The 26,517-nt window shown below is 69.0% G+C and carries 27 protein-coding genes and 2 pseudogenes; 15 read left to right on the top strand and 14 right to left on the bottom strand.

All coding sequences use genetic code 11. The features are described 5' to 3' along the window. Positions 1-201 precede the first annotated feature (201 nt). The 4 genes from J2T21_RS18775 to J2T21_RS18760 all read left to right on the top strand — a co-directional run bounded on the left by J2T21_RS18775 (position 202) and on the right by J2T21_RS18760 (position 2,509). The gene (locus tag J2T21_RS18775) at positions 202-588 is read left to right on the top strand and encodes an antibiotic biosynthesis monooxygenase family protein (protein ID WP_307583488.1); all 387 of its coding nucleotides are present in this window, start codon (positions 202-204) and stop codon (positions 586-588) included. Positions 589-601: 13 nt separating this feature from the next. Continuing rightward, entirely contained in the window at positions 602-1,414 is an 813-nt protein-coding gene (locus J2T21_RS18770; protein ID WP_307583487.1) for an alpha/beta fold hydrolase, read from the top strand. Between the two features lie 64 nt (positions 1,415-1,478). Further along, the gene (locus tag J2T21_RS18765) at positions 1,479-2,027 is read left to right on the top strand and encodes a hypothetical protein (RefSeq protein ID WP_307583486.1); all 549 of its coding nucleotides are present in this window, start codon (positions 1,479-1,481) and stop codon (positions 2,025-2,027) included. After that, positions 2,027-2,509 (top strand): DUF421 domain-containing protein, encoded by a 483-nt coding sequence (locus tag J2T21_RS18760; RefSeq protein ID WP_307583484.1) that lies wholly within the window; start codon positions 2,027-2,029, stop codon positions 2,507-2,509. Before J2T21_RS18765 ends, J2T21_RS18760 begins: the two co-directional genes overlap by 1 nt. 124 nt (positions 2,510-2,633) lie before the next feature. Here the strand turns inward: J2T21_RS18760 and J2T21_RS20900 are convergent. From J2T21_RS20900 to J2T21_RS18730, 6 genes and pseudogenes are all read right to left on the bottom strand, one after another. Further along, a pseudogene (locus J2T21_RS20900) lies at positions 2,634-2,759 on the bottom strand (DUF6480 family protein); the annotation flags it as partial. 349 nt (positions 2,760-3,108) lie between these two features. Then, positions 3,109-4,032 (bottom strand): SDR family oxidoreductase, encoded by a 924-nt coding sequence (locus J2T21_RS18750; protein WP_307583483.1) that lies wholly within the window; start codon positions 4,030-4,032, stop codon positions 3,109-3,111. 124 nt (positions 4,033-4,156) lie between these two features. Continuing rightward, positions 4,157-4,351: a hypothetical protein gene (locus J2T21_RS18745; protein ID WP_307583481.1), complete on the bottom strand. Its 195-nt coding sequence runs from the start codon at positions 4,349-4,351 to the stop codon at positions 4,157-4,159. Between the two features lie 26 nt (positions 4,352-4,377). After that, on the bottom strand, positions 4,378-4,635 hold the full coding sequence (locus J2T21_RS18740) for a DUF4235 domain-containing protein (RefSeq protein WP_307583480.1): 258 nt from the start codon (positions 4,633-4,635) through the stop codon (positions 4,378-4,380). Positions 4,636-4,679: 44 nt separating this feature from the next. Beyond that, complete coding sequence (locus tag J2T21_RS18735) at positions 4,680-5,780, bottom strand: hypothetical protein (RefSeq protein WP_307583478.1); 1,101 nt, start codon at positions 5,778-5,780, stop codon at positions 4,680-4,682. A gap of 10 nt (positions 5,781-5,790) precedes the next feature. Then, complete coding sequence (locus J2T21_RS18730; RefSeq protein ID WP_307583477.1) at positions 5,791-6,063, bottom strand: hypothetical protein; 273 nt, start codon at positions 6,061-6,063, stop codon at positions 5,791-5,793. Between the two features lie 1,119 nt (positions 6,064-7,182). On the opposite strand from J2T21_RS18730, the gene J2T21_RS18725 reads away from it, so the two are divergent. Genes J2T21_RS18725 through hpaD form a run of 4 tightly spaced genes read left to right on the top strand, consistent with a single transcriptional unit; the run spans position 7,183 to position 12,070 of the window. After that, complete coding sequence (locus J2T21_RS18725) at positions 7,183-8,688, top strand: fumarylacetoacetate hydrolase family protein (RefSeq protein ID WP_307583476.1); 1,506 nt, start codon at positions 7,183-7,185, stop codon at positions 8,686-8,688. Between the two features lie 7 nt (positions 8,689-8,695). Then, positions 8,696-9,355 carry a GntR family transcriptional regulator gene (locus tag J2T21_RS18720; protein ID WP_307583475.1) on the top strand — a complete coding sequence of 220 codons (660 nt, stop codon included), beginning with the start codon at positions 8,696-8,698 and terminating at the stop codon, positions 9,353-9,355. Positions 9,356-9,407: 52 nt separating this feature from the next. Continuing rightward, complete coding sequence (gene hpaE / locus J2T21_RS18715) at positions 9,408-10,913, top strand: 5-carboxymethyl-2-hydroxymuconate semialdehyde dehydrogenase (protein ID WP_307583474.1); 1,506 nt, start codon at positions 9,408-9,410, stop codon at positions 10,911-10,913. A gap of 47 nt (positions 10,914-10,960) precedes the next feature. Next, a complete protein-coding gene (gene hpaD / locus J2T21_RS18710; RefSeq protein ID WP_307583473.1) occupies positions 10,961-12,070 on the top strand; it encodes a 3,4-dihydroxyphenylacetate 2,3-dioxygenase in 1,110 nt (369 codons plus the stop codon). A 161-nt stretch (positions 12,071-12,231) separates the two neighbouring features. Here hpaD and J2T21_RS18705 read toward each other — a convergent pair whose 3' ends face one another. The 3 genes from J2T21_RS18705 to J2T21_RS18695 all read right to left on the bottom strand — a co-directional run bounded on the left by J2T21_RS18705 (position 12,232) and on the right by J2T21_RS18695 (position 15,025). Further along, positions 12,232-12,792 carry a dihydrofolate reductase family protein gene (locus J2T21_RS18705; RefSeq protein WP_307583472.1) on the bottom strand — a complete coding sequence of 187 codons (561 nt, stop codon included), beginning with the start codon at positions 12,790-12,792 and terminating at the stop codon, positions 12,232-12,234. 200 nt (positions 12,793-12,992) lie between these two features. After that, the gene (locus J2T21_RS18700) at positions 12,993-13,706 is read right to left on the bottom strand and encodes a response regulator (protein ID WP_373458073.1); all 714 of its coding nucleotides are present in this window, start codon (positions 13,704-13,706) and stop codon (positions 12,993-12,995) included. Continuing rightward, positions 13,703-15,025 (bottom strand): sensor histidine kinase, encoded by a 1,323-nt coding sequence (locus J2T21_RS18695; RefSeq protein WP_307583471.1) that lies wholly within the window; start codon positions 15,023-15,025, stop codon positions 13,703-13,705. Before J2T21_RS18695 ends, J2T21_RS18700 begins: the two co-directional genes overlap by 4 nt. Before the next feature lie 331 nt (positions 15,026-15,356). Here J2T21_RS18695 and J2T21_RS18690 point away from each other — a divergent pair, with 331 nt between their 5' ends. Then, a complete protein-coding gene (locus J2T21_RS18690; RefSeq protein ID WP_307583470.1) occupies positions 15,357-16,178 on the top strand; it encodes a GAP family protein in 822 nt (273 codons plus the stop codon). A 111-nt stretch (positions 16,179-16,289) separates the two neighbouring features. Next, positions 16,290-16,961, top strand: coding sequence for a phosphoribosyltransferase (locus J2T21_RS18685; RefSeq protein ID WP_307583469.1), 672 nt, complete (start codon positions 16,290-16,292; stop codon positions 16,959-16,961). Between the two features lie 11 nt (positions 16,962-16,972). On the opposite strand, the gene J2T21_RS18680 is transcribed toward J2T21_RS18685, so the two are convergent. Then, positions 16,973-18,445: an MFS transporter gene (locus tag J2T21_RS18680; protein WP_307583468.1), complete on the bottom strand. Its 1,473-nt coding sequence runs from the start codon at positions 18,443-18,445 to the stop codon at positions 16,973-16,975. A 262-nt stretch (positions 18,446-18,707) separates the two neighbouring features. On the opposite strand from J2T21_RS18680, the gene J2T21_RS18675 reads away from it, so the two are divergent. The 3 genes and pseudogenes from J2T21_RS18675 (at position 18,708) to J2T21_RS18665 (ending at position 20,347) form a co-directional block, all read left to right on the top strand. Beyond that, a complete protein-coding gene (locus J2T21_RS18675) occupies positions 18,708-18,974 on the top strand; it encodes a GlsB/YeaQ/YmgE family stress response membrane protein (RefSeq protein WP_307583467.1) in 267 nt (88 codons plus the stop codon). A 117-nt stretch (positions 18,975-19,091) separates the two neighbouring features. After that, positions 19,092-19,433, top strand: a pseudogene (locus tag J2T21_RS18670) (ATP-binding cassette domain-containing protein); the annotation flags it as partial. 101 nt (positions 19,434-19,534) lie between these two features. Further along, complete coding sequence (locus J2T21_RS18665; RefSeq protein WP_307583465.1) at positions 19,535-20,347, top strand: ATP-binding cassette domain-containing protein; 813 nt, start codon at positions 19,535-19,537, stop codon at positions 20,345-20,347. 73 nt (positions 20,348-20,420) lie between these two features. On the opposite strand, the gene J2T21_RS18660 is transcribed toward J2T21_RS18665, so the two are convergent. Continuing rightward, on the bottom strand, positions 20,421-20,942 hold the full coding sequence (locus tag J2T21_RS18660) for an META domain-containing protein (RefSeq protein ID WP_307583464.1): 522 nt from the start codon (positions 20,940-20,942) through the stop codon (positions 20,421-20,423). 102 nt (positions 20,943-21,044) lie between these two features. On the opposite strand from J2T21_RS18660, the gene J2T21_RS18655 reads away from it, so the two are divergent. Then, positions 21,045-21,713, top strand: coding sequence for a phosphoribosyltransferase (locus J2T21_RS18655; RefSeq protein ID WP_307583462.1), 669 nt, complete (start codon positions 21,045-21,047; stop codon positions 21,711-21,713). 143 nt (positions 21,714-21,856) lie between these two features. Here the strand turns inward: J2T21_RS18655 and J2T21_RS18650 are convergent, their stop codons facing one another. The 3 genes from J2T21_RS18650 to J2T21_RS18640 form a co-directional block, all read right to left on the bottom strand. Continuing rightward, positions 21,857-23,227 (bottom strand): MFS transporter, encoded by a 1,371-nt coding sequence (locus tag J2T21_RS18650; protein ID WP_307583461.1) that lies wholly within the window; start codon positions 23,225-23,227, stop codon positions 21,857-21,859. Between the two features lie 235 nt (positions 23,228-23,462). After that, on the bottom strand, positions 23,463-24,914 hold the full coding sequence (gene hpaB / locus J2T21_RS18645; protein WP_307583460.1) for a 4-hydroxyphenylacetate 3-monooxygenase, oxygenase component: 1,452 nt from the start codon (positions 24,912-24,914) through the stop codon (positions 23,463-23,465). Between the two features lie 81 nt (positions 24,915-24,995). Then, positions 24,996-25,535 (bottom strand): flavin reductase family protein, encoded by a 540-nt coding sequence (locus tag J2T21_RS18640; protein WP_307583459.1) that lies wholly within the window; start codon positions 25,533-25,535, stop codon positions 24,996-24,998. Positions 25,536-25,727: 192 nt separating this feature from the next. Between J2T21_RS18640 and J2T21_RS18635 the strand changes: the two genes are divergently transcribed. Continuing rightward, positions 25,728-26,444, top strand: a complete 717-nt coding sequence (locus tag J2T21_RS18635; protein WP_307583458.1) for an IclR family transcriptional regulator — start codon at positions 25,728-25,730, stop codon at positions 26,442-26,444. Positions 26,445-26,517 lie beyond the last annotated feature (73 nt).

The raw sequence follows: 26,517 nt of genomic DNA, 5'->3' as shown, positions 1-26,517 counted from the left end.
GCCCTGCGCAACCCCAAGCCCCTGCAGGCGGCCGGGGCACCCGCCGGCTGACCCGCAAACCCCTGCGCCGCCCCCCCCCCCCCCCCCCGGCCCCCCCCCCCCCCCCCCCGCCAAGGTGGTCGCAGCGGCGTAGTGCCGTGGACGAGACCGTCCGCGGCACTATTTCGCATCGGCGTGCCGGGGTGGTGCAAACTGGGATGCATGATCACCGAACACGCATTGCTGCCGGTCATCGCCGGCATGGAGGACGAGTTCATGGCCGCCTTCGAGCAGACCCGCCCGTTCATTTCCGCCACCGAGGACTTCGGCGGCCTGCAGCTGTCCCGCAGCATCGAGACGCCCAACCATTTCCTGCTGCTGGTCTCCTGGGCATCCGTCGAGGCACACACCGTGGGCTTCCGCGGTTCGGGGAACTACCGCCACTGGAAGGCCCTGCTGCATCGCTTCTACGAGCCGTTTCCGGTGGTCGAACACTTTCGGGCCGTTGAACCGGCAACCACCGCCCCGCACACCGTCGCGCAAGGCGGCAGCGACCCTGACACACGCCCGCCCACCGCCCGGACATTCGCCAAGTCCTTCCGGATCTGAAAGGATCTGCCACATGGAATCCACACACGAGCACCTCGTCGAAGGCACCGCCAACGCCCTGGGCCTGACGGTATACGAACCCGGCACCGCCTCGGCGCTGCGACCCGTCGTGCTGCTGCACGGCTTTGCCTCCTCCAGCGAGTTGAACTGGGTGAAATCCGGGTGGATCCGCTCGCTGACCGAGGCCGGCCGCAAGGTGCTGGCCGTGGATCTTCCCGGCCACGGCACTTCCCCGGCACCCGAGGACCTGGATGCCTACACGCCCAGCCGCATGCGCGCGGACCTGCTGCAGCTGTTGATGGACCACGGGGCGAGAACCCTGTCGGACAACGACCCGCTCAGCGGCATCGACGTGGTCGGCTATTCCCTGGGCGCGCGCCTGGCCTGGGAATTCGGCGGCACCCAGCCGCAGCTGGTCAACCGGCTGGTGCTCGGCGGGCCGGCGAGCATCGACCCGCTGGCCGCCTTCGACCTGGACGCCGCCCAGCAATTCCTGGCCGACGGCAGCTCGATCGCCGACGAATCGACGGCGGATTTGCTGCGCATGGCCCAGACCGTGGAATCCAACGACATGTTCTCGCTCATGAGCATGATCCAGGCCATCAAGACCGAGCCCTTCTCCCCCGAGCAGATGGTCCCCACCATGCCCACGCTGCTGGTGGCCGGGGACGGGGACGCGCTGGCCACGACCATGCCGCGGCTGACCGAGCTGCTGGCAACCCGCGACACCGAGAAGTCCGTGCTCTGGCTGGCCGGACGCGACCATGCCAACGCAGTGACCAGCCGCGAGTTCAGGAATGCCGCGGTGTCGTTCCTGGCCGCCTAGACCGGGCACCCTTCCCGGGCTGCACCAGTGGGCGCGGCAGCTCCCCGCGCGGTTAGGATGAGGCATGGACAAGGACCCGGGTTTCCCGCAGGACCTGCAGCGGGAGAATGACTCGACCCTCGCCGATGTCGTGGACTCCGACCAGGACCGGCAGGGGCGCATCGGACGCCGCGCCATCCTCGGGTTGACGGCGCTTTTCATCCTGGCTTCGCTTTCGGGGGTCTTCGGCCTCAATTCCGTCGCCACGAGTTCTTCCCCGGGCTACGAGCTCACGGTCAAGTCCCCGGGCTCGACGAGGGCGGGCATGGACGCCAGGATCACCGTGGAACTCCACGCCACCGAAAAAATCACCGGCACCGTCATCGTGGAAGTTGACCAAAACTACCTGGACTCCTTCACGAGCTATGGCATTTCCCCCGCACCCGACGGGGAAGGCAGCGACGGCGACGTCGTTTCGCTGGAGTTCGATCCGCCCGGGGAAACCGGGTTCCGGGTCGACATCGACGGCACCTCGAGCGAAGACATGGTGGTGCTGTCCACCGGCCGGCTACGGGTGTACGTTGGCGGAGAATTGGCGGGCACCGTGGACCTGAAGACCTGGAAGGCGTTCTAATGGAAATCGTGCTTCGCGCGGCGGTGACATTCATCGTGCTGTGGCTCATTACCCGGGCCGTCGGGCGCTCCACCCTCGGGGAGCTCAGTTCCTTCGAGCTGCTGTTGTTCATCACCATGGGCGACCTGGTGCAACAGGGCATCACGCAGGAGGACCACTCGGTTACCGGGGGCCTGTTGGCCGTCGGGACGATCGCGCTGCTCACCGTGCTCCTGGGCTGGGCCAACGTTCGATGGCCGCGGATGGGCCGCTTCGTCCACGGATCCCCGGTGGTCATCCTGCACGACGGCCGCCCCGACACCAAGGCGCTGCGCGCCGAGCGCATGGGCATCGACGACCTCAGGACCGCCGCGCGCGGACAGGGGTTCCGGAATTTCTCGGATATCGACCTGGCGGTGCTGGAGCCCAACGGAAAGATCTCGTTCTTCGCCAAGGACCGTTCGGGCGCCTCCGGCTCCCCCGAGCAGCCGGAGGTCGGCTGACCGGCCATCCCTACCCGGCCTGCACCTCGCCACAGGCGACCGGGGCCCGGACCGGTGGCCCGGGCCCCGGTCGGGGACGAATCAAACCACCAGGGGCCCCCACGCCAATGCGAGCGGTGCGAAGCTACTCCTCGTGCCCCTGGTCCATGCTCATGGACCCTTCACCCGGCGGGGGCTCCCCGGGAGGGACTCCCCCGCCCGGTTCCAGCCCGGTGATCCGCTGCTCCAGGGGATCGGGGTTGGAGGTGGCGCCGACTTCCGGCGTTTGGGCTTCCTCCGCTTCCGCGGATTCCTGCTGCTGCGCCTCATCTCGCCCGAATTCCCTATTGTCTCCCATGGCCGTCCTGTCTTTTCTGTCGAAAGTGGTTTCCCGGCTTGCCTCTGCGGGTTCCGCCCGCCCGTCCTGTCCGCGTGGCCCATCGGGGGTGTCAGACCATTCCGGGTCGTCCGGCGTGAGGTTCAAGGGATCATCGCCGGCCGGGTCCTGGGACTCCAGCCGGGGGTCGTTCCCGGGCCGCCGGGATTCGTCCGCCGGTTCCGGGTGGAAGCTGGATGTGTCCATGCGTGTTTCTCCTCGTGGGTGTTTGCCGTCGGCCGGCTCACGGCGTCTGCCGGCCGCCGTTGACGTTCAGCGTCTCCCCGATGACGTAGCTGGATTCGGCCGAGGCAAGGAATACGTAGGCGGGCGCCAGTTCCACTGGCTGGCCGGCACGGCCGAGGGGAACGTTGTGCCCGAACTTCGGCAACGCGTCCTTGGGCTGGCCGTCCGAGACCTGAAGCGGGGTCCAGATGGGCCCGGGTGCCACCGCGTTGACGCGAATTCCGCGCGGTGCCAGCTGCACGCCCAGTCCCTTGGTGAACGCGTTGATCGCCGCCTTCGTCGAGGCGTAGTCCAACAGCGTCGGCGACGGGTCGTAGGCCTGGACCGAGGTCGTGTTGATGATGCTGGAGCCGGCCGGGAGGTGCTTGAGCGCCGCGCGGGTGATGGTGAACATGGCCAGGATGTTGATCTGGAAGGTCTGCAGGATCTGTTCGTCGTCTAGGTCCTCGAGATTCTCGATGGCCACCTGCTTGCCGGCGTTGTTGACCAGGATATCCAGGCCGCCGAGTTTCTCCGCCGCATCGTCGGCCAGCGAGTTGCGGTAGTCGGCGTCGAGGAGGTCGCCGGCCAGGCCGATGCCCACGCGCCCCTCGGCCTCGATCAAGCCGATGATCTTGCGGGCGTCTTCCGCTTCCGCCGGCAGGTAGGCAATGGCGACATCCGCACACTCCCGGGAGAAGGCGATTGCCACGGCCGCCCCGATGCCCGAATCTCCACCGGTGACCAGCGCCTTGCGTCCCTTGAGCCGCCCCGTCCCGACATAGGATTTTTCGCCGTGGTCGGCCTGGGGATCGAGCTTGGCATCCAGGCCCGGTTCGGGCTGGTCCTGTTTCGGCGGCGAGATCCTGGGGTGGCGGGTGACGGGGTTGTCCGGGGAAAGCTGGGCTTCGGAATCGGGCTTGAGGGGTTCGCGCTCGTCCATGGGAAATCCTCCGGTCTTCGTGGGCGTTTTGCTCGTACTATTCATGCCAGGGCAAAGCCCCGGGGTGATCAATGAATGCGCAGCCCCGGCCGGCGCGGTCGCGGGGTGCCGGGGCCGGGCATGACTAGTCGGTGCCGGAGGCCTCCTCGTCCGGTTCGGGGGAAAAGCCCTCCGCGGTGGGGCGGTCCTGGTTGATACCGGCCTTGACCTCCTGCTCCGGCGAGGGCGTTGCGTCGTCCTCGGGTTCTTGAGGCTGGCCCCCGGCGGCCTGGCGCGCCGCCTCCGACTCGTCGGACGCGTCGTTGTCCCGATGTTCCATCGCGGTTTCCCTTCCTCTCCGCCTGCCTACGGGGCGCTCTTCTTCTCGACGAGATTCTGCGTCCAGCGCTTGGTGAGGGCCTGGATGATCGATGCGGTGGCGCCGGAGACCACGGCGAAGGCCAGCACCTTGGAGATCTTCGTACGTTGCTGCGCCTCCGGGTTGGTCACCGCGGGAGCCGGTTCGCCGGTGGCACCCTTCCAGATTGCCCCGGAGATCCGTGCCCCGGCCAGTCCGGCCAGAAGCGAGAGCGCGATGGTCAGTGCCTTGGTGAGTAGTTTCATGATTCTCCTTCGTTGGCGTGCTTTCGGTGTTCCGGGGCGTGTGGCTACGCGCCGTCTTCGGTGTCATTGGACAGGCTGATCTGTCGCCGTTCATACTCCCTTCGGCTGTAGGTTGCCTTGCGCACGGATTCCTCGTTGTCCAGGCCGGATCCCACGGCACCGGCGATGGTTCCCAGCGACGCGGACAGCCAGGACAGGTTCAGGTAATCGCCGAAGCCCACCCCGTGGCCCAGCTCCAGGGCCAGGAACTGGGCATCGATGATGACCAGGGCGCCGGCGAGGATGACGGCGAACAACGCCAGGTACATCAGCAGGATCGCCGAGACGATGGTCAACAGTGTTGCCAGGTTGTAGATCACCCGCTTCTCCCGATGGCGGTCGCCGACGGGGCGTTCCCACAGGCCGTTGTGCAGCACCAGCCAGGAACCCATGACCGTGACCGAGAGCAGGGTGATGAGGGCCAGGCGCTGGGCAGGCAGGTAGTCGGCCATGCTCCAGATGCTGGTGTAGAAGACGCCAAAGGCGCCCGTGGCAAGGGCCGCGGCCATGGCCGTGGACAGGCTCGGAACCAGGCGCCACGGCCGGTTGCTGCGCACCATGCCGATCAGCAGGAGCAGGCGGCCCCGCAGCCCCTTGACTGTTTCGAAGGCGTCGCCCTCGGCCTCGACTGCCTCGATCCGGCGCTCGACGGAAAACGGGTCCACGCGTGCGGGCACCCTGCCGTCGTGGCGCAGGTAGGGGTCCCCGACACCGTGCAGGGCGGCAAGGACCTGCACCACGGCCCTCTGCAGCCGCTTCCGGCGCACGATACCCAGCGCGGGAAGGACCACGACGGCCGACCCGGAGCCGGTGTTGCGGCTGGTCGCCACCGGCTCGCCGTTCTCGTACTTGGGCAGGTCCGTCAGGTAGACCAGGTAGTCCCACTGCCCCGCCTCGCGCAAGGTGCGGGCATGCGCGTTGAGTTCCACTTCGCCGTTGGCGCTCAGGGGAAGGGAGAACTCCGCGACCTCCAGCTTCCACCCGACGGCCGAATCCAACCGCGACCGCAACTGCTCGGGCAGCGTCTTCTCCAATTCCAGGGCACGGCCCAACGGCATGCCTGCGTCCGCCATCAAGCCGACCACCATGGTCCGGTCCGACCGCATGTCCATCGCCCTACCCGGCGTCGAAACGGTCTTCGTCCTCGGACGGCGCACTGGCCGAGGACTCGTCGCCCTCCGAAGCCCCGCCGGTCCCGGGCACCGCGCCCACGTCCTCGGGCAGGTGCTCGGCCAGGTACTCGGAGTCCTGGAACGGATCGACGGTTCCCGGGTCCTCCGGCCCGTCGAGGTCATCCGGATTGACGGGCGTCCCGCTTTCCGGTTCCAGGGCGTCCTCGGGGTAGTCGTCCTCGTGCGCCAAGCTGTTGTCGGGGGAATTCGTCGTCATGTCTCGTCTCCTGGAGTGGTGTTGCCCGTTGGGGAGTCGTTCCGGACTGGTTCCCGGCCTGGAATCCGCCGGTGTCGTGGCTCCCACGCTACTGATTCAGGATGTCGATGCCAAGTGATTTGCACGGCGAACCTCCGGGCGCAGGATCGATTGGCTCGCGCCTGCCCTGGGCGCCGGCAGGCCACCCCCGGGAGGCACGCACGGCCCAGGGCAGCGGATCGACGTCCGCAAGCAGCCTGCCGAGCCTGGTGTGGACGCGCTGGTGCTCCGGCGCGGTCCCGGAGGGGGTGTCTCAGCAGTCAAGGCCCCCATGGAGGCGGCCCTGGCAGCCCGCAGCACCGGGGGCAAGGTCAGCCCGGGCGGCGAGGAGGCCTGCGGTCGGGTCGGCCGATGCGCGATTCCCATGCAGCAGGTTTTCCGCGCCGCGCGCAGTGGCCAGGACCAGCGTCATGCGCAGGCCGCAGCATTCCTCCCCGTGGTCCCGGCACCAGGGCAGGCAGTTGTCCAGTTCAGGCTCCACCGGGTCCTGCGCCCTCCGGCCCGCCAGCCTCGGTCCCCGACTCCCCCGCATCGGTGCCGACCACGATTTCCAGCTCCTTGTCTTTCGGGCCCGTGGTCTCGATCCCAGCCGGCCGCTCCCCGCCGGGGAGGATCGGCGGCCGAGTGTACGGCCGGGTGTGCACAAGGCAGTCCCCGTCACAGTCCGCGGCGGGGCTTTTCCCGCCCCACGGGAGGCAATGGCTTGCGGGTTCCATGTTGCCGGCTTCTGGGGCGAAGGGGGATCGTGTCCGTCGGATCTTGCCGACCCGACCCGGCATTTTGCGGTGGGAACGGCCTCCATCGGGGCTTGGCCGCACGTCGCCGAATCGGTGGACGGAGTTCACCCCCGCCGTGCCAGCCTTCCAGTGACAGGCAGCAGCAGGGAGCGAAGGCCATGGGCGAAGCGCGCGGAGGTGTATTCATTTTCGTCCACCCCGCGCGCGAAATTCCGCGCAATCGAGGGGCCGAACCAGCACCCTGCCAGCCTTTGCCGAACGTAACCGCAGACACATCTTGACAACCCCGGAGATCCCGATCACACTGGATCGTATACGATTTCATACACAACAGGAGGAAACCGTGAGCAGCGACGCCACAGCCACCGAACCGGTGCAGGTCGACCAGTCCATCTTCGAGGCGGCCGGCAAGGTTCTTGCTGTACATCTTTCCTACTCCTCGCGTGCCGCCCAGCGCGGCCGCACCCCGGCCTTCCCGTCCTACTTCATGAAGGCCTCCTCCTCGCTGGCAACCTCCGGATCCACCGTCGAGCGTCCCGCCGGCACCGAGCTGCTCGCCTTCGAGGGCGAGATCGCCCTTCTCATCGGCACCGATGCCCGCCGCGTCTCGGTCGAGGACGCCTGGTCCCACGTCGGGTCCGTGACCGCTTCCAACGACCTGGGCGTGTACGACATGAAGTACGCCGACAAGGGATCGAACATCCGCTCCAAGTCCGGCGACGGCTACACCCCGATGGGCCCGGTGCTGCTTCCTGCGTCGGCCGTGAACCCGGCGGCCCTGCGCATCCGCACCTGGGTCAACGGCGAGCTCGCCCAGGACGCCTCGACCGGGGAACTCATCTTCTCCTTCGCGCAGATCGTTGCCGACCTGTCGCAGCAGATGACGCTGAAGGCAGGCGACGTGATCCTCACCGGCACCCCGGCCGGATCCTCCGTGATCGTCCCGGGCGACGTGGTCGAGGTGCAGGTCGACGACGAGGCCGCGGGCCTGTCCACCGGGCGCCTGGCCACCACCGTCGTGGAAGGCACCGAGTCCTTCGCGGCCTTCGGCAACCAGCCCAAGATCACCGATGCCGACCGCATCGACGCCTTCGGCACCGCCGCCGGCGCGGGCATCGAGCTGCCGATCACCGGCAAGCAGGCACTGACCGACGAGGTCAAGGAAAAGCTCATGTCGGTGGCCACCGCCACCATCTCCGGCGCCCTGCGCAAGCGCGGGCTGAACAACGTCTCGGTCGACGGACTGCAGGCCACCAAGGGCATGAGAAAGGTCATCGGCACCGCCCGCACGCTGCGCTACGTGCCGGGCCGCGAGGACCTGTTCAAGACCCACGGCGGCGGCTACAACGCACAGAAGCGCGTCATCGACGACATCGGCCCGGGCGAGATCCTGGTCATGGAGGCCCGCGGCGAGAAGGGCTCCGGCACGCTGGGCGACATCCTGGCGATGCGCACCCAGGTCCGCGGCGCCGAGGCCATCATCACCGACGGCGGGGTGCGCGACCTCGACGCCGTCGCCGCCCTGGACATCCCCACCTTCCACAACGGCGCGCACCCGGCGGTCCTCGGGCGCAAGCACGTGCCGTGGGACACCGACGTGGCCGTGGGCTGCGGGGGGACCACCATCGTGCCCGGGGACATCGTGATCGCCGACGCCGACGGCATCCTGGTCATCCCGCCGCACCTGGCCGCCGAGATCGCCGAGGAGGTCGTCGAATCCGAGCGCCAGGACACCTTCGTCTTCCTGAACGTGTCCAAGGGCAGCAAGATCGAGGGCCTGTTCCCGATGAACGCGCCCTGGAAGGCCAAGTACAACCAGTGGGTCGCCGACGGCGAACCGGAAATCTAGGTCGACGATGGCCCCGAGCAAGTCAGAGTCGGCCTACCGGCTGCTGCACGAGAAGATCACCGACGGAACCTTCACCCCCGGCTACCGGCTGGTGCTGGGCGCCATCGCCGCAGAGCTTGGCTGCTCGGTGGTCCCGGTCCGCGAGGCCATCCGCCGCCTGGAGGCCGAGGGCCTGGTGACGTTCGAACGCAACGTCGGGGCCACGGTGGCCGCGGCCGACCTGACGCTCTACATGCACACCATGCAGACCCTGGCGATCATCGAGGGCGCAGCCACCGCGCTGAGCGCCCCGTTCATCGACGCCGACCAGCTGGCCGCGGCCCGGTCCATCAACCAGGCCATGGCCGACCTGTTGGTCGACTTCGATGCGGTGCGCTTCACCGAGCTGAACAACGAGTTCCACCAGGTGCTCTACCGCAATTGCCCCAACCCGCACATCCTGGAGCTGGTGCAGCGCGGCTGGAACCGCCTGGCCGCGATGCGCTCCTCCTCCTTCATCCACATCCCGGGCCGCGCCCGGGAATCGGTGAAGGAACATGCAAGCCTGCTGGATTTGATCGAGGCCAATGCCCCGGCCGCGCAGATCGAACAGGCGGCCCGGGCCCATCGGACCACCACCCTGAACGCCTATCTCGCGGCGGCCAATCTCCCGGCCTCCCCGCTCTAGCACTTCCGAAGCACGCCACCTTTCCCCGCAATCCCCCACAAGGAGCCAGTAAATGAGCAAGCACTTCGTTCCCGAGAACCTTCCCACGACCATCCAGCACTACATCGGCGGCAAGTTCGTCGACTCCATCAACGGGGAGACCTTCGAGGTCCTGGACCCGGTGACCAACACCACCTACGCAACCGCCGCCGCCGGCCAGAAGGCCGACATCGACGCCGCCGTCGCCGCCGCCACCGAGGCCTTCAAGAACGGCCCCTGGCCGACCATGAGCCCCCGGGCCCGCGCCAAGGTGCTGTACAAGATCGCCGACGCCGTCGTCGCCGCCGAAGACCGCCTGGCAGAGATGGAAACCTTCGACACCGGCCTGCCGATCACCCAGGCCCGCGGCCAGGCCCAGCGCGCCGCCGAGAACTTCCGCTTCTTCGCCGATCTCATCGTCGCCCAGCACGACACCGCGTTGAAGGTCCCCGGCTCCCAGCTGAACTACGTGAACCGCAAGCCGATCGGCGTCGCCGGGTTGATCACCCCGTGGAACACCCCGTTCATGCTCGAGTCCTGGAAGCTCGCCCCGTCCATCGCCTCCGGCTGCACCGTGGTGCTCAAGCCGGCCGAATTCACCCCGCTGTCCGCCTCGCTGTGGGCCGGCATCTTCGAGGAGGCCGGCCTGCCGGCCGGCGTCTTCAACCTGGTCAACGGCATCGGCGAGGAGGCCGGCGACGCGCTGGTCAAGCACCCGGACGTGCCGCTGATCTCCTTCACCGGCGAGTCCTCCACCGGCCAGCTGATCTTCCGCAACTGCGCCGAGAACCTCAAGGGCATGAGCATGGAGCTGGGCGGCAAGTCCCCGGCCATCGTCTTCGCCGACGCCGACTTCGACGCGGCCATCGACTCGACCCTCTTCGGCGTGTTCTCGCTGAACGGCGAGCGCTGCACCGCCGGTTCCCGCATCCTGGTGGAGCGCCCGATCTACGAGAAGTTCATTCAGGCCTACGCGGCCCGCGCCAAGAACATCAAGGTCGGGGACCCGCACGATCCCGAAACCCAGGTCGGCGCGCTGGTCCACCCCGAGCACTACGACAAGGTCATGGGCTACGTGGAGATCGGCAAGACCGAGGGCCGCGTCGTGGCCGGCGGCGGCCGCCCGGAGAACCTGCCCGAGGGCCAGGAAAACGGCTCCTACGTCGCCCCGACCGTGTTCGTGGACGTCGCCCCGGACGCGCGGATCTTCCAGGAGGAGATCTTCGGCCCCGTCGTGGCAATCACCCCGTTCGACACCGATGAGGAGGCCCTGGCACTGGCGAACAACACCAAGTACGGGCTGGCCGCCTACGTGTGGACCAACGACCTCAAGCGCGCGCACAACTTCGCGCAGGATGTCGAGGCCGGCATGGTCTGGCTCAACAGCCACAACGTGCGTGACCTGCGCTCCCCCTTCGGCGGCGTGAAGGCCTCGGGCCTGGGCCACGAGGGCGGCTACCGCTCGATCGACTTCTACACCGACCAGCAGGCCGTGCACATCACCCTCGGTGAGGTCCACACCCCCAAGTTCGGCGCCTAGGCACTTCCACTACTTTCCAGCCTTATTCGCGAAGGAGCGAACCCGTCATGACCAAGACCCCAGCAAACCCCATTCCCACCCCCTCGGTTCCGGCCCCGGACATCCTGCGCTGCGCCTACGCCGAGCTCGTCGTCACCGACCTGGCCGCCTCGCGCAGGTTCTACGTCGACGTCCTGGGACTGCACGTCACCGAGGAAGACGAGAACCAGATCTACCTGCGCTCCTTCGAGGAGTTCATCCACCACAACCTGGTGCTGACCCAGGGACCGGTCGCCGCGCTGAAGGCCATGGCCTTCCGCGTGCGCTCCAATGCCGACGTGGATGCCGCCGAGGCGTACTACAAGGAACTGGGCTGCCGCACCGAACGCCGCAAGGAGGGCTTCACCAAGGGCATCGGCGATTCGGTGCGCGTCGAGGATCCGCTGGGCTTCCCGTACGAGTTCTTCTTCGAGACCACCCACGTCGAGCGCCTGCACCAGCGCTACGACATCTACTCGGCCGGCGAACTGGTCCGCCTGGACCACTTCAACCAGGTGACCCCGGACGTCCAGCGCGGACGCGGCTACCTGGAGGACCTGGGCTTCCGGGTCACCGAGGACATCAAGGACGAGGAAGGCACCACCTACGCCGCGTGGATGCACCGCAAGGGCACCGTGCACGACACCGCCCTGACCGGCGGCGACGGCCCGCGCATGCACCACGTCGCCTTCTCCACCCACGAGAAGCACAACATCATCCAGATCTGCGACAAGATGGGCGCGCTGCGCATGTCCGACCGCATCGAGCGCGGACCGGGCCGCCACGGCGTCTCCAACGCGTTCTACCTCTACATCCTGGACCCCGATGACCACCGCATCGAGATCTACACCCAGGACTACTACACCGGGGACCCGGACAACCCGGTGATCACCTGGGACGTGCACGACAACCAGCGCCGCGACTGGTGGGGCAACCCCGTGGTCCCGTCCTGGTACACCGAGGCCTCCCTGGTCCTGGACCTCGACGGCAACCCGCAGGAAGTCATCAAGCGCACCGACTCCTCGGAGATGGCGGTGACCGTGGGCGCCGACGGCTTCTCCTACACCCGCGCCCCCGGGGACGCGCTGACCGGGGATCCTGGCGAGGAAGTCGGCTTCAAGATGGGCCACCAGCTCTAGCCGGCACCCCGCAACCCGCCGCACCACCGGACCTTCGCGTTCGATCGGGGGCCGGCGTGCATGCACCATCCCGGCGATGGTGCGTGCGCGCCGGCCCCTTCGGCGTTCGAAGGATCCGGCGCGGTTCCCGTTTTCCGCCGCGGCCACCGCGTCCGGGGCTGCTAATGCAGCACGCGGTGGCGCATGAAGACCATGCCGTTGGCGAAGCGGCGTTCCTCGAGCAGCTCCAGGGGTTGGCGGATCCCGTCGGGGAACATCGGCTTCCCTCCCCCGACGAGCATCGGGGCCACAAAGACCTGGCACTCGTCGATGAGCCCCGCGCGCCACGCCTCGGCCGCGATCGTCGCGCCGGAGACGTTCAGGTCCTTTGCCGCGCTTTCCTTCAAGGCCCGCACCGACCCGGCGTCAAAGGAGCGCTCGATCCGCGTGCGCCTCGTGCTTGCCTCCTGAAGGGTGCGCGAGAAGACGATCTTGTCGGCGGCCTGCCAGAGCCGGGCGAACTCGGCGTCCCCGGGCGACCCGGCGGCATAGCCGGGGTCGGTTTCCCAGCCGGCCATCATTTCGTACATCGTGCGCCCGTAGAGGTAGGTGCCCACGTCGCGCTCGGCGGCGTTGATGAAGTCCATGACCTCTTCGCCCGGGTACGCCCAGCCGAAGTCCCCCGTTTCGTCGGCGACGTAGCCATCCAGCGAGGCGAGGTATGCGTAGATCAGCTTGGCCATGGTGTTTCCCTTCCCGGGCGCCCCGGGTTTCCCCGAACGGCGGACGGGGGCCCAGCGGCGCATCGGGTTCAGGCTACTCCCCGCCGGCCGTGAAGTCACCGGCGGACCACGGTGGGGCAACCAGTCCCGCACGCGGACAGCGCGATGCACCGTGGGGCAATGGTTGGATCGTGGCCGGCCGGTGGTCCTGCGCCGATGACCTATTCCTGTGCGAACGCACGGTGCGCAACCAGGGCGGCCTGGACCCTGGACGAGACGCCCAGCTTGCCCATGAGCCTTGAGACATGCGTCTTCACGGTGGTCTCGCCGATGCCCAGGTTCCGCCCGATCCGGTGGTTGGTGTGGCCCGCACCGAGTTCCCGCAGGACCTGCAGTTCCCGCCCGGTCAGCACCGTGCGGGGATCGATCCCCGGGAACTGCGGCGCGGGCGCGGGCGCCGCCTCGAGCGCCGCGTGCACGATCTTGGCGGTGACCTCCGGGGCCAGCACCTTCTCGCCGCCGAGCACCGCGTGCATGGCGGCGATGATGGAGGGCGGGGACGCGCTCTTGAGCAGGAAGCCCTGGGCGCCGGCAGCCAGCGCCCCGAAGAGGTACTCGTCGTGGTCGAACGTGGTGAGCACCAGGACCTTGGACAGCGCCTCGGCCACGATCCGCCCGGTGGCCGCAACCCCGTCCATGACGGGCATGCGCAGGTCCATGAGCACCACGTCCGGCCGCAGGGCGCGGGCCATCGACACCGCCGCGGCACCGTTCCCGGCCTCGCCGACGACGGTGAAACCCGGTGCCGATTCCACGACCATGCGCATGCCGAGCCGGACCGCGGCGTGGTCGTCGGCCAGCAGCACGGTGATCGCTTGCCGGGGCATGGCTTCGCGGGGTTCGGGGCCGGGAACCGGTCCCTGGTGTGCGCTCACGTGGATCCTTCGTTGAGGTGGGCAGGTGCGTGGCCGAGGGGCAAATCCGCTTTCCCCGGCGCCGCGGCTGCTGCCGGCGGGCGGTGGCCCATCGGCAGCAGCATGAACACCGCGAAGGTGTTGTTGGCCGTCGAGATCCGGAACGAGCCGCCCAGCTCGGCGCTTCGGGCCCGCATGCCCTGCAGTCCGGTGCCCGTGCCGGTGCCCGTGCCGTGGACGCCGGCGGCCCCGCCATCGCCCGGGTGCCCGGCGGCCGCCGGGTTGGAGGCCGAGAACAGCACCGACCCGTCGCGAGGCACCAGCGAGAGCGCGAGTTCACCGTCCGGGGCATGCTTGGCGAAGTTGACCAGGGACTCGTTGACGCTCCGGTAGATGGTTGCCTGGGTCACGGCATCCAGGGCGCTTCCCCCTGCGGGCAGCTCGTTGCGGTAGGCGACGCGGAGACCAGAGCCGCTGTAGGCCTGGACCAGGGCCGGGACATCGCCCAGCGACCCCGCCGGCGCGAGCGGGGTGCCGCGGTGCAGCATGCGGATCATGGTGCTCAGCTCCTCGATCCCGTTGACGCTCTGTGTACGGATGGCGTCCATGGCGCGGGCGGCCAGCTGCGGGTTCTGCGGGGAGTTCAGCGCCGCACCGCTTTGCAGCGCAATCGCGGCAAGCCGGGCGGAGAGCACGTCGTGGACCTCGCGGGCCATGGTGGTGCGCTCGGCCACCAGCAGCCGTTCGTGTTCGGCCGCCTGCGCCGCCGAGCGCGCCTCCGCGGCCTCCGCCATGGCCGCCGCGGTGCGTGCCTCGCTGGCCGCCAGCTCCCGGGCGTGGCGGATGTTTCCCGCCCATTGCGCCGGCATCACCAGGACCATCGCCGCAACCAGGGCGAGGGTCACGCTGATCGCGGCGGAACCGGTCACGAAGTACATCACGATCGTCAGCAACGCCGTGAGGACCAGCGAGCCGTGCTCGGCGGCCCGCGAAACCCTGGCCCCGCCCCAGAGCACCAGCGTGAAGACGGACTCGAAGACCAGGAAGAACCCGCCGCTGCTGCCCACCGGCAACAGCACGATCCCGGCCACCGCCATGGTGGCCGAGGCGGCCAGGACGTGGCGTTGCCTCAGTGCGACGGCCAGGCAGCCGATGGCCAGGGGCAGCGGCCACCACTCGTTGTACCGGTGCAGCCCCCAGGCCCCGTCGTTGTTCATGGCCAGCGCGTGCAGCAGCCAGGCGACTCCGGCATAGCCCAGCGCCAGGGCCAGGTCCTGCGGTCGCACCCGTCCGCGGCGGCCGGGCCCGGGCGTCGCGGTGGCGTTGTCATCGGCTAACACCCTTTCATCGTGGTACGTCGGGACGCTTTTACCAAGGGCGACACCACGAAGTGCCCCTGTCGAGGCCGTCGCGCGCGAACCGCCCGCGCGCGGCTCGGGGCTGCGGGGGCAGCGGATATGCCGGATGCGCGGCGCGCCGAAAACCCGGGGTGGCGGCCTGGTTCGCGCGCTCGCGCGCGCCCGCGCGAGGCTCGGGGCTGCGGGGGCAGTCGATATGGCGGATGCGCGGCGCGGCGCCCTGGCGTCGGCAGCCGGTGTCCTACGAAGGGATGACCCCGGATGCTCCCATTGATCGACGCCCATGCGCCGGTGCCCGGGGGAAGCTGGAAGCATGATGCTTGGAACCACCGGATTGTTCGCTTCCCTGGCCGTGCTGGCCCTGATCGATGCCACCAGCATCGGCACCCTGGTGATCCCGGTGTGGCTGGTGCTGCGGGCGAAGTCGCGCGGGGATCTGCGCTCGGCACTGGCCTACCTGGGCGTTGTGGGGAGCTTCTACCTGGCCGTCGGGTTGCTGCTGCTCGGCGGCGTGGACCTGGTCAGCAGGGAATTCACCGGCGCGTTGCTGGGCTCCTCGACCTTCCGGTGGGCGGTGCTGCTGCTTGGCGCCGGGATGCTCGCCTGGTCCTTCAGGAAAAACCCGGACAAGGCCAAGGCGGCATCCGGGGCCGTGCCCGCGGGTGCGGGCCGCTCGGCTGCGGAAACCGGCCGCGCACCGGCTCCCGGGCGGGGCGCCGCACACCAGGCCGGGCCGGGCTCCGAGGGCCGCTGGGCACGTCGGCTGGACGCGGCACTGGCCAGCCCGTGGGGCCTTGCGGCGCTGGGCGTCACCGCAGGGCTCCTGGAACTGCCCACCATGCTTCCCTACCTGGGGGCCATCGGGCTGCTGACCCAAAGCCCCTACCCCCTGCCGGTGCAATCCGGGCTGCTGGTGCTCTACTGCCTGGTGATGCTGCTCCCGGGAGCGGTGGTCATCGGCATCCGGGCGGTTGCCGGACCGAGGGTCCAAGGCCCGCTGGGGCGGCTCTCCGCGTGGCTGGCCAAGTCGTCCTCTCAGTGGCTGCCGTGGGTCGTGGGCATCCTCGGGTTCCTGATGGCCCGGTCCTCGTTGGCGTTCCTGTTTCCCACCGCCGGGTGGAACCCCTTCAAGTGACCGGATTCGCCGGGCATTCGTGCGTGCCCCGGCAGTGGGCGGGGCCGGATCGGGCGGCCGGCTGCGCTGTCCGGTATTCACCCGGTCGCCAATCGCGGGCACACTGGTTCCATGGGCAGGCATGAAGCGGTGAAGTTCCAGGACCGGGCGCAGGCCGGCGCGCTGCTCGGCGAGGTCCTGGCCGCCCAGGGCCTGGGTGCCGACACCGTGGTGCTCGGGCTGCTGCGCGGCGGGTTGCCGGTTGCCGCGCCGCTGGCCCACAGGCTGGGTGCCGAGCTCGGTGCGCTGGCCGTGCGCAAGCTCGGGGTCCCGGGCCATGCGGAGGTCGCCTTCGGCGCCATCGCCTCCTACCGCCGGGTGGCCGGACGCTACCTGGTGCCCTCGGTCCACCACCACGCGCTGGCCTCGGTCGGGACCGCCGGGCTTCAGGCCGTGGAAGAGAGGGCCGCCGCCGAGCTGGAGGTGCTGGCCGCGCGCTTCGCCGACTTCGCGCCGCCGCTGGCCGGGCGCACCGTGGTGCTGTGCGACGACGGCCTGGCCACCGGTGCCACGATGCACGCGTCCCTGGATGTGGTCACCCGGTGCGGGGCGGGCCAGGTCGTCGTCGCGGTCCCGGTGGCACCGCGGGACCGGGTGCACGCCATGGAGGGGGCATCGGCGATCGTCGTCCTTCACTCCCCACGCGATTTCTCCGCCGTCGGCGCCCACTACGAGGACTTCTCCCAGGTCCAGGAGGACACCGTGGCGGCCCTGCTGCGCGGTTCGCAGAACCCCGAGGCGTAGCCGGCCGGCGGCTACCCCCGGGTGCGCCGGCGCTGGTCGGCGAGCGCCACCAGCAGCGTGAGGAGCACGACCGCGGCAATCGAGGCCAGGCCCACGCTCATGGCCGTGTCCCAGGCCGTGGCGGACAGCGTGGCGAAGAAGATGGCGGTCATCATGGCGATGCCCACCGCCGTGCCGATGCGCTGGGAGGTCTGCATCACTCCCCCGGCGCTGCCGGAATGTGCGGCGGGCACCTCGAGCATCGTCAGGGCCTGGTTCGGGGCGATGATCGCGCCCTGGGCGATGCCCACGAACGCGAGCGTGCCCAGCAGCCACCACAGCCCCACGCGCCCGCCCGCGTGCAGCTCGATGACCACGATGCTGGAAAGCAGCCCGAACAGCGCGCACAGGATCCCGAGGATCACGATCTTGCCCCCGTACTCCATGACCCGCAGCCCGGCCAGGTGCGAGCTGGCCGCCGCGCACAGCGCCGCCGGCAACCCGAGCAGCCCGGCATCCAGCGCCGTGAACCCCTGCCCGTCCTGGACGTAGATGGCCACCAGCACCCACACGCTGGAGATCCCCACGAAGTACAACCCGGCGATCAGCGTGCCGAAGGTGAAGGAGCCGATGCGGAACAGGTCCAGGTCGACCATCGGGGCGTACCCGCGGGCCGCGTAGCTCCGCTCCCACAGCACCCATCCGGCAACCACGGCCAGCCCACCGGGCAGCAGCCACCACACCCAGGCGCTCTCGCGTCCCTGCACGAAGGGCAGCAGCATTCCCAGCACTCCGAGTCCCAGCAGTGTGCTGCCTACCGGGTCCAGGTCGGTGGCCCGCCCGGTGCGGCGCCCGGCACCGGGTGCGGGTTGCGGTTCCGGGTGTGCGGCCCGGGTGAACATCGGCCGCGGGAACCAGCGCAGCGCCAGCACGATGGCCAGCGCCCCGACCGGGACGTTGACCAGGAAGGTCGCCCGCCATCCGGCATCCGGTCCCAGCAGCGCGATCAGCGCCCCGCCAAGCAGCGGGCCGATCGCCACCGAGAACCCGACCATGGTGCCCATGGCGCCGTAGGCCCGCCCCCGCTCGGGGCCGCGGAAGTATTGCTGGATCATGCCCAGCACCTGCGGGTTGACCAGGCCCGATCCCACGCCCTGGATGAACCGGGCGATGTTCAGGCTCAGCGGATCCGGTGCCAGCCCGGCGGCCACCGAGGACAGCGTGAAGACCGCGACCCCGGCGATGAACAGGGCACCGCGGCCAAAGACGTCCCCGGCGCGCCCGGCGGCCACCAGCACGACCCCGAAGGTGAGCGCGTAACCGGCCAGCACCCATTGGATGTCCGATTGCGAGGCGCCGAGGCCCGCCTGGATCGCCGGGAGCGCGACGTTGACGATCGACACCCCCACGAGCGACATGAACATGGTGACCAGCAGGACCGCGAGGATGCGCCAGCGCCCGGGGTCGGGCACGTGGCTCTCCGCTTCCGGCACCTCGCCGCGCATCGTGTCCTCCTTCGTTTCTTCCTCTATTCATACGCGCTGCCGGCACCGGCGCCAAAGACCCACGCCACAGCGGGGATTGATGCCGGTCCTCGGCACCGGCCCGGTTCCGGGTGCCGTGGGGCGGACTCCCGTACCGGATTCGCCGCCCGCCGCGCATTGCGTACCGGCGGCTTGCGCCGTAAATTGTTGCTCGTCCGGGGTTGGGCGCCGTCCGCACGGACGGCCCGGGACCCGGGCGCCCGCTGTCTCGAAGGAGCACCCGATGGGGCTGGTTGGTTGGATCATCCTGGGCCTTATCGTCGGCGCCCTGGTCAAGAACATCATGCCCGGGCGCGTCAACGGCGGCTGGTTCACCTCGCTGGCCCTGGGGGTGGTCGGCGCCATCGTCGGCGGCTGGATCGGCAGCCTCGTCTTCCACACCGGGCTCGGCGGGCTCCTCAACCTGCGCGCCTGGGCGCTGTCCATCGTTGGCGCGGTGATTGTCGCCGGGGTCTACGGCGCCATTCGCCAACGGCGCCTGGATCGCTAGTCCCGGCAGGTGCACTGCCCCTCCCGCATTGCCCGAGGGCCCGCGCCATCCGTTGCCATGGTGTGGCCCATGATGGTTGTCTACCTGTAATCGGTTCGCCTTCCGGCGCTCGCCTCCATGGGGCGTGTCCGCCGGTTCGCCCGGTGTGCAAACCCTGCCCTGTCCATCGCCGTACCGGCGGTCCTGGCATCCGCGCCCGCGTACCCTCCCCCGATGACAGCAAGCGCAGCGGTCCGGCCCCGCACCCGGGAACTGCACGCAAATACCTGGGACACCATCATGAAAACCCAACTTTCCCTGCACGGGATCACCGTTTCCTTCCCCGCGCGGACAGTGTTCCGCGAGCTGGAACTTGCCGTGCGCCCCGGCGAACGGCCGGGCCCCATCGGCGAGAACGGCGCCGGCAAGACCACGTTGCTGCGCCTGCTGGCGGGCGAGCCCACCCCGGAACGCGGGACGGCCATCCTGCATGCAGCCGGGGAATCGGCTACCTGCCGCAGCAACCCCACGTCGAACCGGGATGGAGCGTCGCAGACTTCCAGTCCCATGCCCTGGCCCCGGTGCGCGAGCTCGAAGCGCGGATCTCCGCCGCGGCAGAGCTCCTCGCGCGCGCACGCGAGGAGCTCGGCCACGGGGAGTTCCGGGCCAGCGACCGCTCGCACGGTTCCTCCGGGGCGCTGCGCCGGGCCAAGTCCCGCCTTGGCCGGCTGCAGGCCAACGAGGCCGCGGTTCCCGTCGAGCCGCTGCGTTTCATCCCCTGCCCGCTGTCCGTCGCAGGCCCCGCGGACCAGCTCTCACCCGCGGCGCTGGAGCTTGCCGATGTGCGTGTTCCCGGACGCCTGGGCATCGACCGGCTGCAGGTTCGCACCGGGGAGCGGGTACTTGTCACGGGTTCCAACGGCGCCGGGAAATCCACGTTGCTCGATGTCATGGCCGGTGTGCTGAAGCCGGTCTCCGGCACCTGCGCGGCCAACCAGGTCGTGGCATACCTGCGCCAGCATCCCACCGGGTTTCCCGCGCACTGGCTGGCTGCACAGGCCTTCTGCCATGGCTCGGGGCGCGGACTCGAAGAGGACCTGGGGCAATTGCTGTCCCTGGGCCTGTTCCGCCGCGGGGAACTTGTCGCGCGCGTGGGGGCCTTGTCACTGGGCCAGCGCCGCCGGATCGATGTGGCACGGGTCTTTGCCCGGCCGGCGGACGTGCTGCTGCTCGATGAACCGACCAACCACCTGTCCCCCGCGCTGGCCGACGACCTCGAGCGGGCCCTGGATGCCTTCGCCGGCACCGTCGTGCTGGTCAGCCACGACCGGGCGCTGCGGTCGAGGTTCTCCGGGCGCCGGATCCACCTGGAAAACGGGAGGATCGTGCAGTAGCCGGGGAATAGGCAATCACCGCAGCCGGACCTGTTCGATTCGCCCTCGCACCTCCCGGCCCGCACCGCAGCGGTCAGTAGCCGACGTTGAGGCGCGGCAGCGTGCCGATCTCCCGGCCGGCCGCGTCGGTGACGTGGAGCGTGTCGCCCTTCACCCGCACCGCTGCCGCCGAAGAGAGCCAGGTGTCCATCCCGAGACAGGCCACCAGGGTCATGATCGTGTCCTTCAGCTCGATGCGGGCCCCTTCCACCACCCAGGAGCCTGCGAGCGAATTGCACCCGTCGTTGCCGTTGAAGCCGCCGGTGTCGGAGAACCACAGCACCGGGGAGCCCTCGGTGGCCCCGCCCCACTGGCCCGAGACCGCGGCGGCAACCGGGCCGCTCGGGGGCACCGGCGGCACGGCAGTGGGAGCCGGCATCGCGGTCGGGCGCACCGCCTTCGGCCCGCCGCTGCCGTCGGTGGGTCCGACGATGTCCAGGCGCAAGGACACGCTGGCCGCGGTGCTTTCCGGAGCTGGCGCACCGGGTGCGCCCGCGCAGCCGGCCAGCGCCAGGGCCAGCGCCGCGGCCGCGACGAGGGCTGGAGATCGCTTCATGCCCACATCGTAGTACGCAACAATGGGCGTTTGGCGGCCAAAGAGGTGCCCAAGTCGTGGCTTGGCTCCCGCCCGGACACACGGGGGTGCAGACTTGGAGACATGACACCCGAACACATTGCCCCCAACCGCTTCGCGGACCGCACGGCCGCCGGTGAATTCCTGGCGGTCGACCTGCAGAAGTACTCCCGGGACCCGAACGCGCTGGTGCTCGGCCTGCTGCGCGGCGGGGTCCCGGTGGCCGCGGAAATCGCCGCGCGGCTGGGGCTGCCGCTGGACGCCTTGGCGGTGCGCCGCCTGGTGATGCCCGAACGCACCGACATCGCCTTCGCCGCGCTGGCCGCCTACGGGGAGCACACCTCGCTGAAGTACATCGAAGGTGTCTGGGACTCGGCGCAGCTGCGATTCGAGAAGGAGACCCTCGACGAGGTCGAAACCGACGCCCGCAAGGAGCTGGACGAGCTGCGGGCCCGCCTGGTGGGCCAGTCCGTGCTGCCGGTCGCCGGTCGCACCGTGATCCTGGTCGACGACGGGATGGCCAGCGGGGCGACCATGCTGGCCGCGGTGGAACTGATGCGCGAAGCCGGCGCCGGCCGCATCGTGGTGGCCGTCCCGGTGGCCCCGGCCCCGGCGCACAAGGCGGTCCAGCCGCTGGTCGACGAATTCATCTGCGCCATCACCCCTCGGGTCTTCCACTCCGTCAGCGCCTTCTACTCGCGCTTCGACTCGCTGGCCGACTACGAGATCCTGGCCCTGGTCCCGCACCTGTAGCAGGCGCATTCCGGGGATCATCCGGTGCAGGCAGCACAGGGGCCCGGCGGCTCCCGGTCCCCGAAGACCGGGGTACGGGAGCCGCCGGGCCCCTTGCTTGTTGGTCGCCTGCGCGGTGCGCACGGGCGCACCGGGTGTGGTGGCTAGGCGTGCTGGTCGCGCTGCGCCGCGTCGTGGGCGGCCTGCAGTTCCGGATCCACGTCCTCGACGTGCAGGTTGTTGCCCTTGGTCTCCCCGACCCACAGCACCGCGACCACGGAGATCACGGTCAGGACCATGATGTAGATGGCGATGGAGATCGACTTGCCGGTCTCCTCCAGCAGGATCTGGGCGACGGTCGCCGCGAAGGCTCCGCCAAGGATTGCACCCAGGGCATAGCCGATGGAGATGCCCGAGTAGCGGATGTGCGCCGGGAACATCTCGGCGTACATGGCCGACTGCGGTCCGTAGGACAGCCCCAGCCCGGCGGTCAGCACGAAGACCGAGAGCCCGTAAAGGAAGATGGACCCGGTGTCGATGAGCATGAACATCGGGATCATCCAGACAAAGACGATGCCGTAGCCGATGACGAAGGTGTTCCGGCGTCCCAGGTGGTCGGAGAGCCAGCCGCCGACCAGGGTGAAGATCAGCCACCCCACGGCACCGATGGTGGTGGCCAGCAGCACCGGTGCGACCGGCATGCCCAGTACCTTGGTGGTGTAGGAAATGAAGAATGCGATGACCAGGTATCCGGCGGCATTGTTCGACACGAAGATCAGTGCAGCCTGCAGGACTTCCTTGGTGTTGGACTTGAAGAGCTGCTTCAGCGGGGTGTGCTCGGATGCCTTGCGCAGGGCAAGCTGCTTGAAGACCGGGGATTCCTCAACGGCCTTGCGGATCATGTAGCCGACCACGATCAACACCACCGAGAGCAGGAACGGGATGCGCCAACCCCACGAGGTGAACTGTTCCGGGGTCATCGAGGTACGCAGGATGTAGAGCAGGCCTGTTGCCAGGATCATGCCGATTGGTACGCCGATCTGCGGGTAGGCGCCGAAGTAGCCGCGCTTGTTCGCCGGTGCGTGCTCGACGGCCATCAGGGCGGCCCCTCCCCATTCGCCACCGGCGGAGAAACCCTGAATGATGCGCAGCAGCACCAGCAGCAGTGGTGCAGCAATGCCGATCTGGGCGTAGGTCGGCAACACGCCGATCAACGCGGTGGCAATGCCCATCATGATCAAGGTGGCCACCAGGACGCGCTTGCGGCCGTACTTGTCCCCCAAGTGGCCTGCGACGATGGCGCCCAGTGGGCGGAACAGGAAGGAAATGCCGATCATGGCGAATGCCAGGATCTGTCCCAGGCCCGGGTTGGATTCGCTCAACGGCTTGAGGAAGAGCGGAGTGAGCAAGGTCGCCGTCAGCTGGGCGAAAATGAAGAAATCGTACCACTCGATGGTGGTGCCGACCAGCGTGCCGGCGAGAACGCGGCGTTCTTCGGAACGCTTCCGTTGTGCCGCAAGTGAAAAGGATGCCATGGATGATCTCCGGAATCTGGCGCTGCGCGCGGTGTGAGTGTGGTTATACCGACCGTTCGGACGGTTATGCCGTGTGACCATAGTAACCCATGATCGTGAGTTCACTCACGTCCGCCTAGCGGGGGTTCGTCCGCGCGCCTCCTTCGGCGCCGGATCCGTGCCGGTCCGGCGCCTGCACCGCGCAGGGGCACGGCATCGCAACGGGCGGCCGGCCAAGGGGGAATCCGTTCAGGGTTCATTGGTCGCGGGCCAGGAATTCGCGCACCCTTGCCCGCACCGGCTCGCGGTCGTAGCCGTTGACCATGGCCCCGGCCATGCGCACCGGGTCCCCGAAGAAGAAGTACTCGTAGAGCGACTGGCGCCCGGCGAACCCGGTGATCGAGGCGTCGTAGGCGAGCTTGAACAGCGCAATGCGCTCGGACCCGGTCAGCGACTTGCCCTGCAGGTACTTGGCGATGTCCTCGCCCGCCACCTCCAGGTCCGCCTGCCCGGGCAGCGCCATCAGCCCCGAGGCGCACATCTTGCGGATGATCTCCGGGTAGCGCTGGGAGATCTTCGGGTACCAGTTCCGTGCCGCGTTCAGCGTCTCCCAATGCGGCAACAGCACCCCGTCGACGCTCATGGCGGCCTGCGCCTCGGCGGCGACCACCAGCGCCTTGCCGATTTCCACGTTGCGGATCAGCTCGGCCAGGTCCTCCTGGATGTGCGCGAAGCCGTCAATGCCGATGGCCGCGCCGATCTCCGAGGCCAGGCCCAGGAAGAATTCGGACTTGGCCACGGTGCGGGTGACGACCTGGTGGGTCATCAGCGCGCCGGCGCCGGTGTCGGTGTACCAGGCGTTGCACAGCTCCGGGTGCCCGAGCATGAAGATCCGGTCGTTGGGGACGAACACGTCGTCGAAGACCACCACCGCGTCGATCTCGTCGAAGCGTGCGGCCAGCGGCTCGTCGTGCGTGTTCCCTCCGTTGTGCAACCCGGTGCGGCAGAGATAGCGCAGCCGCGGGGCATCGTTGGGCACCGCAACGGCGAAGGAGTACGGGGCGTCCTCCGGGGTTCCGCGCAGCACCGTGGAGGGGAAGACCAACAGCTCGTCGGCGATCGGCGCGACGGTGGCCAGCATCCTGGCCCCGTTGATGATCACGCCATCGGAGCGTTCCTCCACGATGCGGGCGGTGAGCTGCCCGCCCATCTGCTCGGATCCCGAGACCGAGCGGTTGACCTGCGGCGGGATCAGCGTGTGCGTGGCCAGCAGGTCGTTTTCGCGCGCGAACTCGTAGTACGCCTCGATGCGCTCCCCGTAGACCGGGCCTCCCTTCGCGAAGAAGGTCTTGGCGCTGGCCAGGGCGGTGAGCGCGGAGTTCATGTAGTCGGCGGTGCGGCCCAGGAATCCGTTGGAGTACTGCGCCCAGGTGTTGGTGGCGGCCCGGCGTTGGGCCAGGTCCTCCGGGGTGCGGGGAATCAGGAAGGAGGCATTGACCCGGTCTCCGGTGGTGGGCGAGATGTAGGTGAGGGCATCCTGGTGCGCCGGGTCGTGTTGCATGTCGAAGAGCCTGGCGTAGGTCTGCGCCAGGTTCTTGAAGGCGGGGTGCTGCGTGAGGTTCCTCGACACCACCTCCCCGTCGATCACCAGGTGCGGGGACATCGCATCGAGCTTGTCCAGGAACTGTTGGCCGGTTCGGATTCCCATGGTGAGGACCTCTTTTTGCGTGGCGGGCTTTCTTCGGATGTGGCGGTGGTGTGCGGGAAGGGACATGCGGCGGGCGCGGACCTAGAGAAGCTCCTCGACGCCGAGTTGGCTTTCGGGGATGGTGGTGAAGGCGGAGTTGGCGAAGGCCAAGGCGTCGCCGCGACGGTAGTTGAAGTCCTGGACCTCGCCCAGGTACAGGGTGTGGTCCCCGCCGTCGTAGGCGGCCCACGGGGTGCAGGAGAAATAGGCGAGCACTCCGGCCAGGCGCGGGGCGGTCTCCCCCTCGACCCAGGCCGGCTCGTGGCTCGGGCGGCCGGCGAAGTGCAGGGCCAGCGCCTTTTGCTCGGCACCCAGGATGTTCACGGTGAACGGCGTATTGGCCAGTTCGTCGTGGGCCCTGGACTTGCGGGCGATGGACACCAGCACCAGCGGCGGGTCCATGGAGACGGAGGTGAAGGAGTTGACGGTGATCCCGTGCCGGCGGGTTGCCCCGTCGAAGGTCACGATGGCGACGCCGGTGGCAAAACGCCCGAGGCTGCCGCGGAAATGTGGCAATGTTGAGGCATCGATCCTGCGCGGGAGTCCGCCCTCTGCGGCTCCCCTGCTGCGCGGAACGATCATGGCGTGCTCCCGGATCCATTTCCTGCCGTTCGGTTCCTCGCAACGGAGAAGGAAATGTTCTAATATCGAACGTATAGTTCCAATAAAGAACCCTATTTGCACCATAGCCCAGCACCGGTTGGCCAACAACCCCCCCGGCAGCAACCGGCACGCCACATCAGCACGATTCCCCAGAGGATGGCCACCAAACCCATGACTGCCACCAGCGCCCCCGCCCCGGCATCGCAAACCCTGTCCCGCGGCATCCGCATGCTAGAGATCCTGGCCGAGGCCGACGGCCCGCGGACCATTGCGGAACTCGCGGCCGACATGGGAGTGCACCGCTCGATTGCCTACCGGATCCTGCGCACCCTGGAATCCCACCGCCTGGTCACCCGCGACGAGTCCGGCCGGGTGCACGGGGCCCCCGGGCTGGCGGTGCTGGCCCGCGGGGTGCAGCGCGACCTGCAAAGCGCGGCGCTGCCCGAGCTGACGGTGCTGGCCAACGAGTTGAAGATGTGCGCCTTCATCGCCGTGTGGGACCAGCCGGACTGCACCACGCTGGTGACGGTCGAGCCGCGCCACGTGCACGCCACGGTGGTGCAGCACCCGGGAACCCGGCACCCCTTCGGGCACGGGGCGCCGGGCATCGCCATGCAGTCCACGCTCACCGCGGAGCAGTGGAACGAGCTCAACCACGGGACGCCGTACCGGGACAATGCCGCCATTGCACGTGCCCAGGGATATGCCACCAGCATCGACGAGGTGATCCCCGGCCTGTCCTCGGTGGCCGCGCCCATCAACGTGCCGGGCCGGCTTCCGGCGGCCGTCGCGGTGGTCTACAGCACCGGGTCGAACACCAGCGAGGTCGCTGCAATCGGCGCCAGGATGAAGGCGGCGGCGCTGGCCATCGAGGCCGAACTGGCCTGAGTTCCCCGCACGCGAAAAAGCGGGCGCCGGCACCCGGGGAAATCCGTGGTGCCGGCGCCCGCTCGACGTTTCC

This window comes from Paeniglutamicibacter psychrophenolicus (assembly GCF_030812255.1).
Classification (GTDB): domain Bacteria; phylum Actinomycetota; class Actinomycetes; order Actinomycetales; family Micrococcaceae; genus Paeniglutamicibacter; species Paeniglutamicibacter psychrophenolicus_A.
The sequence above is the reverse complement of the archived record's forward strand: the minus strand, read 5'-3'. Positions and strand labels throughout refer to the sequence as shown.